This is a genomic window from Variovorax paradoxus (assembly GCF_009498455.1).
Classification (GTDB): Bacteria; Pseudomonadota; Gammaproteobacteria; order Burkholderiales; family Burkholderiaceae_C; genus Variovorax; species Variovorax paradoxus_H.
Genome location: NZ_CP045644.1, coordinates 3,382,870 through 3,395,979, shown reverse-complemented (window position 1 = coordinate 3,395,979; position 13,110 = coordinate 3,382,870). Strand labels below are relative to the sequence as shown.

Here is a 13,110-nt window from a genome sequence, read left to right as displayed (position 1 = left end):
GTCGCAGAGCACGCCGATGGCCAGCATCGAGGCCATGGTGCACTGGTCCTGGCCCAGTAGCTGCACACCGACACTCAAGACGCCACGCTGCACACGGATGGCGCGATGATCTCGCGCGTCTACGACCGTCGACAGACGAAGAAGGCGACGCCCGCAGCGTGGCCATATTCCAAAGTCGAAGAATCAGATTCCAAAAAGACAAAAGGGTTAGCAGACGCTAATCTGCTAACCCTTGTCGGAACTGGCGGAGTGGACGTCCCTAGAACCACCGTCCGAGCGAATCCGATGAAGTCCATAACTCATTGATTTTAAAAGGCTTTTTTTCAAGTCGGTCCAACACAATCTGATTTGATCTCACAACGGCCAATGTTTTATGTGGGCACAATGTGGGACAAGAAAAGTTCGACGGAACAACTCCTTTGCCCAAGATCGCCCCTGAACTCTCAGCCCGTGCCGTAGCCGCCATCAAGGCCGAAGGTCGTCATGCCGTTGGTGGCGCTCCCGGCCTGCATCTGCGTGTCACCTCAGGGCATCGTGGCTGGATCCTGCGCATCATGGTTGGCGAGCAGCGTCGCGACCTCGGGCTAGGCCCCTTTCCAGAGATCGGCTTGGCCGAGGCCCGCGAAAAAGCCAGGGAGATGCACAAGCTCGTGCGCCAAGGCTTCGATCCCCTCACCTCCAAGCGCGCTCAACGTAGCGCCATGCTCGCCCGTCGCGCTGCCGAAAAAGACTTCAACTGGTGCGTGGCGGAATTCATCAAGTCCAAGGCAGACGAGTGGAAGAACCCAAAGCATCGTCAGCAGTGGGAGAACACTCTCAAGACCTACGCTTCGCCATATCTCGGTCACATGCTGATGCAGGACATCGACTTGCAACACGTACTGCTGTGCCTAGAGCCGATCTGGAAGACGAAGAACGAGACAGCATCCCGTCTGCGCGGTCGCATCGAGTCAGTGTTGGACTGGGGTACGGTGCGAAAGTACCGCACGGGTGACAATCCGGCCCGTTGGAAAGGCCACCTGGACAAGGTGCTCGCCGCCCCAATGAAGATTCAAAAGGTTCAGCACCATCGGGCCGTGCCGATCGATGACATGCCTGCATTCACTGGGGACCTGTCTCAACGCGAAGGTATGGCCGCCCGGGCATTGGAGTTCGCCATCCTGACCGCGGCGCGCTCAGGGGAGGTGCGAGGCGCGACCTGGTCCGAGTTGGACGTGACAGCCGGCATATGGACAGTTCCCGCCGAGCGGATGAAAGCAGGTCGGGAGCACCGAGTACCGCTGAGCAAAGCGGCGGTGAAATTGCTCGAGACCCTGCCCCAAGGCGCCCAATCGGACCTGGTTTTCCCCGGCTCCAAGGACAAGAAATCACTGTCGGATATGAGCCTAACGGCTGTCCTGCGGCGCATGGATGTCGGGGCAGTTCCGCACGGGTTCCGCTCCACATTTCGGGATTGGGCAGGAGATCGCACCACCTTCCCGAGAGATCTGGCCGAATTGGCACTAGCCCATGTCATCGCGAACAAGACCGAGGAAGCCTATCGACGCAGTGACGCCATAGAGCGTCGTCGAGAGATGATGGACGCGTGGGCCGCATTCATTGAAGGCCGCAAGAGCTAGTCGCTCGCTTAGCTTGACATAGGCCTGTGACCGCAATGCAGCGATTGCCGTCGTCGCCCTCGGAGCCACCGATGTCTGCTTTGAGGGCGATTCTGTTGAAGAACTCGGTCGCAGCGTTCACCGCTGCACCGTGGCGAAAATCGACCTCTCAGATCGACCCAGGATTGACGATCACGGCCCAGGGAATGGTTTGACCACCCCTGCAAATGTGCCCAAGAGAGCGCCACTCGAGTTTTTCAACAGAATCAGGGCGAAACCCGACACCCGAGTCAATGCCTCGCCTGCCGGGCTTTCGCTAAAGCTCGGTCGGTTCCGAAATTTCCAGCGCATCCTCTACCTCGACTTCCAAATACCGGACGGTGGTTTCCAGCTTCGTGCGCCCTAAATGCTGGATTCATCGATCCCCGACCCTAGAGGGGGTGCGGATGAAAACTTGGCCTTCGTCGTGACCTCTGGGCTTCACGCAGGAAGCAACCGCATTCGTCAACGGCCGCAACATCCGGCTCATCGATGGAGCGGCACTCATGCAGCTCCTGTGCGAAGCGCGCGGCAAGGCTGAAGCAAATTCATCGCTTGCCAAGGCTGCTGTGCCGCATGCAACGGCATCGTCCGCACGGCTTGCTGGACCGGCTGGCGTTGTACAGACAATCGAGCGACCGTGTCCGCCCCCCTCTGCCCACGGTCTGACAGACCGACGGTGCGACGGGTAGCCAAGCGGGGCATCGCGGCCGGCAGGCATTCTGAGGATGCTCGGACTTTTCTGCGGGATGCCGGGGCACGCGCGAGATTCAGGGCACCTGATGCCGACAACGTCGAGCCCGATGCCTCGTCGCGCTGCTCAAGAAGCTGCCGAAGGCACAGACCGTTGACGACTACGAGGCGCGGCTCCCTTGGAACATCGAGCTCGGCTCGCCGTAGACCAACCCTAACCCGCGCACGTCGGTTCCGACATCACGCGCAAGGGGCGTGGTTTATTGACGACTTAGGAATACCGCCACCGGGCGTGCAAACAACAATGCACACGTGAAACGTGCCAGTCATTACTTGATGAGCCTGGTATGGGACGTCCCTTACACTTTCAGCCATGCGAGACCAGGTGGGTGGGCAGGAAAGTCGGGGGATCAAGTCGGTGGAAACGGCTGGACGACTCTTGGAAGTTCTGAGCCGGCTTCGTGACTCGGTGGAGTTGCGAACCCTGTCATCGGCCGCAGGGATGTCGGCCAGCCTTGCGCACGCCTACCTGACAAGCTTCACGCGGATGGGCCTTGTGAAGCAGAATCCATCCACCAAGCACTACAGCCTGGGCCAGTTTGCGATCGATTTGGGATTGAGCGAACTGCGCAGCCTCGATCCGATCGAACTGGCGCTCGGTTCGATCGCGCAGTTGCGCTTGGAATTGGATCAGACAGTTGCGTTGTCGGTTTGGGGAAGCGCCGGCCCCACCGTGATCCGGGTCTTGCGCGCGGACGCCCCTTTGCACGCAACCCTGTACGAAGGCGCGACGCTTGCTCTGACGACTTCGGCGACGGGTCGGGCCTTCTGCGCGTTTTGGCCTCAACAGGTCGTTCAGAAAGCGCTCGAGATCGAGCAAGCGAAGCGACACGTGCTCCAGGACGACACCTTCGTCAGCGCAATAGCTGATGCCAAGCTGCAGGGGTTGGCTCGCATCTCCGGCCAACCAGTGCCTGGCCTTGTTTCCTTCAGTGCACCAGTCTTCAATCACGCATCGACGATGGTTTGCGCAATCACCGTCACGGGAAGGGTGGGCAGCATCGACGTCGACTGGGACGGGCCTGTTCCCACAGCGCTACGACGCGCGACGCGGAATCTCTCGGACCGGCTGGGCTTGCCGAGTGATTCATCGATGACCCGCGGGCCGCTCGCGCCCGGTCTAGGTTAGCAGGATGCCAGACAGCAACGTTTCCGAAGCAAGCGACGATCGCAAGGGCATCCAATCCATTGAAGTTGGTGGACAGCTTCTGCGGGTTCTCAGTCGACATGCCGCTCCCATGCTGTTGCGCGACATTGCCCGAGAAGCAGGCATGCCCCCGGCCAAAGCGCATCCTTACCTTGTCAGTTTTTGCAAGATTCGGCTTGTCGAGCAGGATCCCCCTACGGGGCGGTATCAACTTGGCGCGCTGGCTTTGCGCCTGGGCTTGGCCGGACTTGCCCAGTCACCCGCGCTTCGTCGCGCAGAAGAATCACTTGGACCATTCAAGCAAAAAGTGCAACACACAGTCGCACTCGTTGTTTGGGGGCAGTTGGGACCGACGATCGTTCAGTTGAGCGCGGTTGACTTTCCGCTGGAAACCAATCTGCGCGTCGGAAGTGTGATGTCTCTCGTCTCCACCGCAGCCGGCCGTGTCTTCACCGCCTACATGCAAACGACGGCGACGCAACGCCTCGTCGACATCGAACTTCAACGCCTTGCACAGGCGAGCGCAGACCAAGCGCTGGCAAAGGCGCGTTTCGTGGAAGAGATCGCCGAAACTCGCACGCGGGGAATGGCGCGCGCCGTGGGAAATCCCATTCCCGGGGTCAACGCACTTGCCGCCCCCATCCTCGGTGCGAACGGGCACCTCGACTTGGTAGTTCTTGTCTTCGGACGCGAAGAGAACTTCGATGCGCGCTGGGACGGCTCGATTGCGACGGCGCTCGCGGATTACTGCTCAACGGTTTCCCAAGACTGAACGCCGGCGCCATCGGGCCCGACGTGCTCGCCCGCGCGGGGCGCCGCCATCGGAGTTCTGCCGCCAGCCGATGCATGGGGCTTTGTCCGGGCGAAATGGCGCCCGGCTGCGAAGTCGCACCCGGTCCATCCATGCGCGGCAACCTCCAAACACGCTGCTGAGCAACGTACGTCAGATGCTCGCCGCGTCCCCATAGCGGATCCATCGGCTCTTCCTGCGTCGAAGGCCCCACGCAAGCCGCTGGCGAACAGGCCAGCTTGCGGCCGAACGGCCTTGGCCGGGCCTCCTCCTGCCTGGCCCTGACCGTCGCCTTGCAAATCTCTACCTTCTTCACTGGCAGCTACCGCGGCACAGGTCGAGCGCGGGGCACGCCTGCGGCTAGGGAAAACACCAGCTTCACCGATATCAAATGCATTTGCCATAGGGGAATTTGCCTTCGATAATGCAGACACGTTTGACCTACACGAATGCCCGATCTGGAGACCCGATACATGGCCGCACCCAAGAAATTTGCCTCCCATGCCGACCTCGAGGAGAAACAGATCACATTCACCCAGCTTTCGGAACACACTTACGCCTACACCGCCGAGGGAGACCCGAACACAGGCGTTGTCGTGGGCGATGACGCCGTGCTGGTTGCCGACACGCAAGCCACGCCGGCAATGGCCCAAGACGTGGTACGCCGCATTCGCGAGGTCACAGACAAACCGATCAGGTACGTCGTGCTGACTCATTACCACGCGGTCCGCGTGCTCGGCGCCAGCGGTTTCAATTCACAAGAGATCATTTCGAGTCAGGACACCTATGACCTGATCGTCGAACGCGGCGAACAGGACAAGGCAAGCGAGATCGGCCGTTTTCCACGACTCTTCCGTAATGCGGAAAGCATTCCGCGCGGCGTCACCTGGCCGACCATGACTTTCAACAAGAAGATGACGTTGTGGCTCGGGAAGGTGGAGGTCCAGCTGCTGCAGCTGGGTCGCGGCCACACCAAGGGCGACACAGTGGTCTGGCTGCCACAGGACCGCGTGCTGCTGGGTGGCGACTTGGTCGAATTCAACGCGACGCCATACGCTGGCGACGCCTACTTCAAAGATTGGCCGCAGACCCTCGGAAACCTCGCCGCCCTGAAGCCTGCCGCTCTAGTGCCCGGGCGAGGCGCTGCCCTTGTGGGTGAAGAGCAGGTCGCCGCTGGCCTCGAGGCCACCGGTGGGTTCATAGCGGACGTGCGCGCAAGCGTTGAAGCGGGCGTCGCCGCCGGCAAAGACCTCCAGACGGTCTACAAGGAAACCTTCGCGACGCTGAAGCCCAAGTACGGCCACTGGGTCATCTTCGACCATTGCATGCCCTTCGACGTGACGCGCTGCTACGACGAAGTCACGCGGCATCCGGATCCACGCATTTGGACGGCCGAGCGCGATATCGAAATGTGGGAAGCACTCGAAGGCTGAACGCCCCACTCGATCGCATCGGTTCACGCCTTCACAGATCGCAGCGCTGACCGAGCACCGGCGACTCTCAGGGTCGCTTCACCAGGAGCCACAGATGAAATTCAAAGAACTCGCCGCGGGCGGGCGGGACGAGCTCGACTATCAGAAGCTCGCATTCGACTACACAAGGCATCCGGACCAGGACGTCTTGCACCCCGTACGGCGACCGGTCGTTGTGGTGGGTGCAGGCCCTGTGGGCCTTGCGCTTGCCATCGACCTCGCACAGCGCGAAATTCCGGTCGTGCTTCTGGACAACGACAACACGCTGTCCACCGGCTCGCGTGCCATCTGCTTCGCCAAGCGAACGCTTGAAATATTCGACCGATTGGGCTGCGGCGATCGAATGGTCGACAAAGGGGTATCGTGGAACGTCGGCAAGGTCTTCTTCAAGGAAGAAGAGGTCTACAGCTTCGACCTGCTGCCCGAAGCGGGCTTTGGCCGGCCTGCATTCATCAATCTGCAGCAGTACTACGTCGAGGGCTACCTTGCGCAGCGCGCGGCGCAGTTGCCTCTGATCGACCTGCGCTGGAAGAACACCGTCTCCGGTGTCGCGCAACACGACGACCACGTCGTGCTCACAGTCGAAACTCCCGATGGCTCTTATGACTTGGAGGCCGACTACGTCGCCGCCTGCGATGGCGGCCGCTCCGCGGTTCGCAAGCTCATCGGCCAGGAAAGCAAGGGACGCACGTTTCGCGACCGCTTCCTGATTGCAGACGTCAAGATGAAGCACGAGGCGCCGACCGAGCGCTGGTTCTGGTTCGACCCGGTGTTTCATCCAAACCAGAGCGTGCTGCTGCACCGGCAACCCGACGATGTCTGGCGCATCGACTTCCAACTTGGTTGGGACGCCGATCCGGAGGAGGAAAAAAAGCCCGAGAACATCATCCCACGCGTGAAAGCGCTGCTAGAGCACTCGACGATGAGGGACGCCGAGTTCGAGCTCGAATGGGCCAGCGTCTACACCTTCTCGTGCCTGCGGATGGAGGGCTTTCGCCATGGCCGCGTCATCTTTGCAGGTGACTCCGCGCATGGCGTATCACCCTTCGGAGCGCGCGGCGCGAACTCGGGCGTGCAGGACGCCGAGAACCTCGCGTGGAAACTGGCAGCCGTGCTCGAAAAGGCAGCGCCCGTTGCGCTCCTGGACACCTATGCCGATGAGCGCGAATACGCTGCCGACGAGAACATCCGCAACTCAACGCGCGCCACGGACTTCATCACGCCCAAGAGCGAGATCAGCCGACTTTTTCGCGACGCAGTACTCGAGTTATCCAAGTCGCACTCGTTTGCGCGCACGCTCGTCAACAGCGGTCGACTGTCGGTGCCTGCGACCTTGCATGCTTCGATCCTCAATACGCCAGACGCCGAGAACTTCTCGGGCTGCATGGTCCCCGGAGCGCCGGCAGCGGATGCGCCGATCAATCGGCCAGACGGTAGCGATGGCTGGTTGCTGCGCGAACTCGCGCAGGGATTCACGGTGCTAGTCGCCGAAGGTTCAGCGGCCCACTCGTTGAAACGCGGCATCCAGGATCTCGACCTCAAGGGCGTCTCGCTAAGAGTGCTGCGAATCGGGCCCGCATCGGACCTCGGTGAGGCCGACCTCATCGACACGCAGGGACTGCTGGGCCAGCGCTACGACATGCAGCCCAACACCACGTACCTGCTGCGCCCCGACCAGCATGTCTGCGCACGCTGGCGCCAACCGAGTGCAGCTCAGATTCATCGGGCTTTGATGAGCGCTCTTGCCATCCATTGAAGACGAGACCATGGAACTGATCACTTCACCGCACCTTGATGCACCAGATGATTGCTACGAAGCGTTGATCGAGGCGCATCAAGGCCTTTCGACGCAGGAAAGCCATGCATTCAATGCGCGCCTGCTGCTGCTTCTCGCCAATCACATCGGGTCACTCAGCGTTCTGCGTCAAGCATTCGCAGCAGCCCGTCCCGCCGGATCTTCTTAAATACAACCAACGGAGAAATTCCATGATTCGATCGATCCTGACAAGCCTAGCGCTCGCGGCAGCCGCGCCCCTGGCTCTCGCACAAGACAGCAAGCCCATCGAGTGGGTGGTTGGCTATGCGGCTGGCGGAGGCTCGGACTCCGTGGCGCGAGCCACAGCCGAGACGATGGGAAAAATCCTCGCGCGGCCGATCGTGATCAACAACAAGCCGGGCGCAGCGACCAATATTGCTGCCGACTATGCGGCCCGGTCCAAGGACTACGGCAACATCTTGCTGACGGCTGACTTCGCCACCCTCGCCGCCAATCCGTTCCTCTTTTCCAAACTCAGCTACAACGCGGAGCAGGACCTCACGCCGGTCGGCATGCTGGCGCGCTTTCCGCTCGTGCTGGTGGTGGGGCCCCAAGTACCCGCGAAGAACTTCAAGGAGTTCGTCGCATGGGCCAAGGCCCAACCCGGCGGCATCAACTACGCATCGGCCGGCGCCGGCAGTCCTCATCACCTGGCGGCCGAATTGCTGCGCGAGAAAACCGGCGTTGCAATGACGCACGTTGCCTACCGCGGCGCGGCGCCGGCGATGCAGGACATCCTGGGCGGTCAGGTCCCCTTCATGATGGTCGACACGGCGAGCGGCAATCAGTTCGTGCTGGCCGGCAAGGTCAAGGCCATCGGTGTCGCGAGCTCGAAGCGCATCGCCACGCTGCCGGACGTTCCGACACTGGCCGAGCAGGGACTTTCCGACTTCGAAGCCTACGCATGGCAAGGACTTTCCGTGCCCAGCGGAACCCCGCAGGAAACCGTGGCAAAGCTCAACAAGGCACTGGTCGAAGCCTTGAACTCTAAACCTGTGAAAGAGCGCTTTCTTGGGCTTGGCGTCGAGGGACTGCCAGGTACGCCCACCGACATGGCGAAGTATGTGAAGGATGAGCGCGAGCGCTGGGGTCGACTCATCAAGGCCAACAACATCAGGGTCGATTAAGAGACCGGTCACAAGGTCTGCAACCCGACGACGAGGAAGGTCGTCACTTTCGTTAACTTCAGGAGACAAAAAATGATTGATTCGCGTCCCAACCTTCTTTCAAAAAGGATGTGCACGGCTGTCGCACTGTCTTTCACTCTCGTACTGGCGGCCTGTGGCGGCGGAAACAACGGTGGTGCCAGCCTGCCCTTCGTATTTCCCGTAGGTGATAGCGGCGTCAGTGGCAGCAATGGCAGCGGTGGGGACACCGGCACAGATCCGAATGCCCTGCCGAGCGTTGATGCTCTCAAGGCGACCTGCACTTCGATAGTCGGAAAGACATTCGCTTCGGCAACCGTGACTGCGGCCAACCGCATCGAGGGTGATGCCTCCCTCGGCACCACCGGCATGTGCCAGGTACTGGCGACCCGCGCCCCCTATCTTGATATAGAGGTCGTGGTCCCAGATAACTGGAGCGGACGTTACTATCAGCAAGGAGGCGGAGGGTTTGACGGTCGAATTCGCTCAGCCTTCACCAAGGACAATTCGGGAGCAATCACTGAAGTCACGTACGCTATCACGAAGCAGGCTGCTGTTTACGCGTCGTCCAACGGTGGCAATCGCGCTGGCGTTGCTGGACAGGCTGCGCCGGCGGTCTTTTTTGACGGCACAGAAGCTGGAAAGCAGTCCATGGCTGATTACTCGTATGCCTCACTCGGCAGTACGTTGTACTTCGCCAAAGCGGTGATTCGGGAGTTTTTCAAGCAGGATGCGAAGTACCGGTACTTCGTTGGATGCTCGAACGGAGGTCGCAATGCCGCGATCGCAGTTCAACGTTGGCCTGAAGAATTCGATGGGGCCGTATCTGGTTGCTACGGTTTCAGCATGCCTGGGCAGACGGTCGCATGGACGAGCATGGCAGGTCTTGCTGGAACCCCTGTAATGCCAAGCGGCGCTCAGTGGAGCGCCGTATACAAAGCAGCAGTGGCCTCCTGTGACGCGGCAGATAACTTGGCCGATGGGGTGATCTCGAATCCTTCGAGGTGCACCTTTGACCCATCCACTCAGGTCTGCGGACAGCCTTTGGCAAGTACTGACCCAGCGGTCTGCTTGACCCCGGCGCAGCTTCCGACAGTTCAAAAGCTCTTCGCGGGAGGCTGGGCGGATGCAACTGGCAACACGATTTACTCTCCCTATGGCTGGGCAAATGCAAATCCCGCATCGTTCGGTGGTCTCGGGGGTGGGTACGTCGCTATGGCAACGAACGACGCATCGTGGCTGACCGCGGCAAAACAGGCGACCTTTGATGTCAATGTCGACTACGGCCCAGTAACCGCCGGCCTTCAACTCGTGGGCTCGGACGTCGACAAGATTGCCCTCGCAAAATTCATTGCGAGCGGAAAGAAGTTCCTCACTTACCACGATGGCGCCGATGGGCTCTTGTCGGTCAACGAGCACACTCGAATCATCAACAACGTGTACTCCATCGCCAAAAGCATGGGGCTTGCGGACCCGTCGACCTCCAGCCGGTACTTCGTCGTTCCTGGCACCGGTCATGGAGGGTCGCAAGCTCTGACTCAAGTTCGATGGGATGATGCGATTGTGAAGTGGGTGGAGGCCGGCGCGGCACCGACGCAGCTCACCTTCAACAGCAAGACCAGCACCGGCGCGGCGAAATCCATCCCCGTTTGCCAGTATCCGCAGTACCCGCGCTACGTCCCTGGTGGCGATGTCAACAGCGATGCTAGCTATACCTGCACTGCTCCGTAGCGCGCGTTCCTGAGTGGGCGGACCAAACGAGCGCCTAGTCTGAGGCGCCTTGTGGTCCGACATTAACCAGGTCTTCGGTGGCGACTGCACGCGAGCAACAACGCTCGGCGTCCTCTGCGGTGATGCGGGGGGCCACCACATTGGGGAAATGCCCCGACAGCGGAGCTCCGGCAATCGCAGCGGCCCACGCGGCCAAGCGATATCAACGCGGTGGGCGCGCTTCCCCATGTCGGCTACGTCTTGGCATGGGATTCATGCGTATGTCAGCAGCGCGCTGGACAAACTGGGCGTGCCCTACGCCGGCAGCTACCTAGATAAGGTGGTCCAGATACGCATGCCGTTGCCGAGCCTGATCGAATACCCCAATCGGTCGCACCAAGTCTGAAGCATGCCCCGTGCTATGTGCGTGCTCGGCGTGCTCGGCGTGCTCGGCGTGCTCGGCGTGCTCGGCGTGGTGGAGCATGCGCCCATCAGCAATGCCGCCATCAACGCGGCGCATGCGCCCCATCTTCTCCCTGTCACAACCACGCGCTGAGTCCTTTCTGAATCGCCCGGATCACGCGACCTCGCAGGTCGAGGCACGCCTGGACAATCCGGCAAGGCTGCCAGCAGTTGTTGCGCGGACATTGCGCCCGCAGGACCGGCCCGAGGCAGCCCACCCTCAGCGCTCCTTGCGCAGGATGCCTTCCAGTGCCTCCATGGCTTGCAAAGCAGAGGGGCTGAGGTAGCCGCCGGCGCGCCGCACGATGCCCACCCGGCGCGTCGACCGCCACCCGCCGACGGGGCTGACCGCCACGAACTGCGCCGCGACATGGGGCTCTTTCAGGACCGAACGCGGCACAGGCATCAAGGCGCCCAGTGAGCGCAGCAGCGCCAGCTCGCGCTGGGCCGAACGCGAGGTGCCCACCGGCTCGGGCGGGTCGAGCTTGTGCGCGCGAAAGTTCGCTTCGAACTCGGTGTGTGTCGATGTGCCCGGCGCCATGACAATCCATCGCGCCTGCGCCAGTTGCTCCCATCCGACCTCGCGTTTCGTGCGCGCCAGCGGATGGCCGATCGGCGCCATCGGCACCAGGGGGTCGTCTCGCAGGCCTTCCCATGCCAGGGGCGCCGCGGGCTTCTTGTGCAGGCCAGTCAAGGCGAACTCCAGCTCGCCCATGGCCACGCCGCGCGTGAGCGAGTCGGAGTTGCCGCCCGACAGGTCCACGCTGATGCCGCGCTCGATGAGCGCGGTCACGACCGGCAGCACCCAGCGATCGGGGATGCCGTTGCCGACCCCACAGCGCAGCACGCCGGTGCGCACCTGCCGCAGGTCGCGCAGCTCTGCATAGAGATCGGCGGCGTCCAGGTCGATGCGCTGCGCGCGCTTCAGGAAGGCCTGGCCCAGCTCGGTGGGACGCATGCCCCGGGCCAGCCGTTCGAACAGCTTGACCTTGGTGGCGCGCTCGAGCCGGGTCACGGCCTTGCTCAGCGTGCCCGGCGAAATGCCGAGGCACGCGGAGGCGCTGCTCAGCCCGCCTTCGCGCGCGATCACCACAGCCAGATGGAGGTCGTTCAAGTTCATGGTTTTCCAAAATGGAAAAGGTCCCCATGAAATGTAGGTTGCCGCGCGCCGGGCGGCAACCTATCGTTCAGCCCACAAGACCAGGAGACAACACCATGCTTCGCAGTTCCTTCCTCCTCGGCGCGCTGTGCGCCTTGGGGACCGCTTCCGCCTGGGCGCAGGCGCCCTACCCCTCGCGCCCCCTCACGCTGGTGGTGCCGTTCGCCGCGGGCAGCGGCACCGACATCGGGGCGCGCGTGCTGGCCAAGGACCTGACGGAGCTGCTGAAAACGCCCGTCGTCATCGACAACAAGCAGGGGGCCAACGGCGCGCTGGGCGCGGCAGCGGTCGCACGCGCCAAACCCGATGGCTACACGCTGCTGATCGGCTCGGCTACGACCAACGCCGTCAACTTTTCGTTCTTCCCGTCCAAGCTGGGCTATGAGCCCGGGTCGTTCGACATGGTGGCGGGCCTGGGCACCAGCCCGATCTCGCTGTACGTCGCGGGCAACGCCAAGTGGCGCAACCTGGCCGACCTGCGGGCCTACGCCAAGGCCCATCCGAATGAGCTGCGGTGCGGAAGCGGCAACGCCGTGACGCAGGTGGCCTGCGAAATCTTCCGCAAGACGACGGGCATCGATGCCGTCACCGTCCCCTACAAGTCGAACCCGCAATCGCTGACGGACCTCGCAGGCGGGCACATCGACTTCGCGTTTTCCGACGCGTCGGTGGCCAAGGTCTTCATCGATGGCAACAAGCTGAAGCCGCTGGCCGTGGCCGCCGCTCAGCGCTATCCGGCCACGCCGGACGTGGCCACGTTCCGCGAACAAGGCATGGCCGATTTCGAGCTCGCCGGATGGACCGCCGTGTTCGTGCCAACCGGCACGCCGGCGCCTGTCGCCGAGATGCTGAATGCCGCGGTCCGCAAATCGCTGGCGTCGCCGGAGTCGGTGCAGCTGCGCGCGAGCAACGGGACGCAGCCGCTGGCCTTCACGCTGGAAGAAAGCCGCCGCTTCGCCAAGGAAGAGATCGCGCGCTGGGCGCGCTACGTGAAGAACAGCGGCGTCAAGCCGGAGTGA

Annotated in this window: 11 protein-coding genes; 10 read left to right on the top strand and 1 reads right to left on the bottom strand. The window is 62.0% G+C overall.

What is annotated here, in order from left to right; all coding sequences use genetic code 11:
• Nucleotides 1-419 precede the first annotated feature (419 nt).
• From GFK26_RS15530 to GFK26_RS15490, 9 genes are all read left to right on the top strand, one after another.
• The gene (locus tag GFK26_RS15530) at nucleotides 420-1,619 is read left to right on the top strand and encodes a tyrosine-type recombinase/integrase (RefSeq protein WP_153282729.1); all 1,200 of its coding nucleotides are present in this window, start codon (nucleotides 420-422) and stop codon (nucleotides 1,617-1,619) included.
• A 1,150-nt stretch (nucleotides 1,620-2,769) separates the two neighbouring features.
• Nucleotides 2,770-3,519 (top strand): IclR family transcriptional regulator domain-containing protein, encoded by a 750-nt coding sequence (locus GFK26_RS15525; RefSeq protein ID WP_194274088.1) that lies wholly within the window; start codon nucleotides 2,770-2,772, stop codon nucleotides 3,517-3,519.
• A 4-nt stretch (nucleotides 3,520-3,523) separates the two neighbouring features.
• The gene (locus GFK26_RS15520; protein WP_153282727.1) at nucleotides 3,524-4,309 is read left to right on the top strand and encodes an IclR family transcriptional regulator; all 786 of its coding nucleotides are present in this window, start codon (nucleotides 3,524-3,526) and stop codon (nucleotides 4,307-4,309) included.
• Nucleotides 4,310-4,800: 491 nt separating this feature from the next.
• Complete coding sequence (locus GFK26_RS15515) at nucleotides 4,801-5,760, top strand: MBL fold metallo-hydrolase (RefSeq protein ID WP_153282726.1); 960 nt, start codon at nucleotides 4,801-4,803, stop codon at nucleotides 5,758-5,760.
• Between the two features lie 94 nt (nucleotides 5,761-5,854).
• On the top strand, nucleotides 5,855-7,555 hold the full coding sequence (locus GFK26_RS15510) for an FAD-dependent oxidoreductase (RefSeq protein WP_153282725.1): 1,701 nt from the start codon (nucleotides 5,855-5,857) through the stop codon (nucleotides 7,553-7,555).
• Nucleotides 7,556-7,565: 10 nt separating this feature from the next.
• Nucleotides 7,566-7,763, top strand: coding sequence for a DUF2783 domain-containing protein (locus GFK26_RS15505; protein WP_153282724.1), 198 nt, complete (start codon nucleotides 7,566-7,568; stop codon nucleotides 7,761-7,763).
• A gap of 22 nt (nucleotides 7,764-7,785) precedes the next feature.
• On the top strand, nucleotides 7,786-8,742 hold the full coding sequence (locus GFK26_RS15500) for a Bug family tripartite tricarboxylate transporter substrate binding protein (RefSeq protein WP_153282723.1): 957 nt from the start codon (nucleotides 7,786-7,788) through the stop codon (nucleotides 8,740-8,742).
• Nucleotides 8,743-8,814: 72 nt separating this feature from the next.
• Nucleotides 8,815-10,491 (top strand): tannase/feruloyl esterase family alpha/beta hydrolase, encoded by a 1,677-nt coding sequence (locus GFK26_RS15495; protein WP_153282722.1) that lies wholly within the window; start codon nucleotides 8,815-8,817, stop codon nucleotides 10,489-10,491.
• Between the two features lie 388 nt (nucleotides 10,492-10,879).
• Nucleotides 10,880-11,026 (top strand): hypothetical protein, encoded by a 147-nt coding sequence (locus tag GFK26_RS15490; protein ID WP_153282721.1) that lies wholly within the window; start codon nucleotides 10,880-10,882, stop codon nucleotides 11,024-11,026.
• A gap of 126 nt (nucleotides 11,027-11,152) precedes the next feature.
• On the opposite strand, the gene GFK26_RS15485 is transcribed toward GFK26_RS15490, so the two are convergent.
• Nucleotides 11,153-12,052: a LysR family transcriptional regulator gene (locus GFK26_RS15485; RefSeq protein WP_153282720.1), complete on the bottom strand. Its 900-nt coding sequence runs from the start codon at nucleotides 12,050-12,052 to the stop codon at nucleotides 11,153-11,155.
• 95 nt (nucleotides 12,053-12,147) lie between these two features.
• Between GFK26_RS15485 and GFK26_RS15480 the strand changes: the two genes are divergently transcribed.
• Nucleotides 12,148-13,110: a Bug family tripartite tricarboxylate transporter substrate binding protein gene (locus tag GFK26_RS15480; protein WP_153282719.1), complete on the top strand. Its 963-nt coding sequence runs from the start codon at nucleotides 12,148-12,150 to the stop codon at nucleotides 13,108-13,110.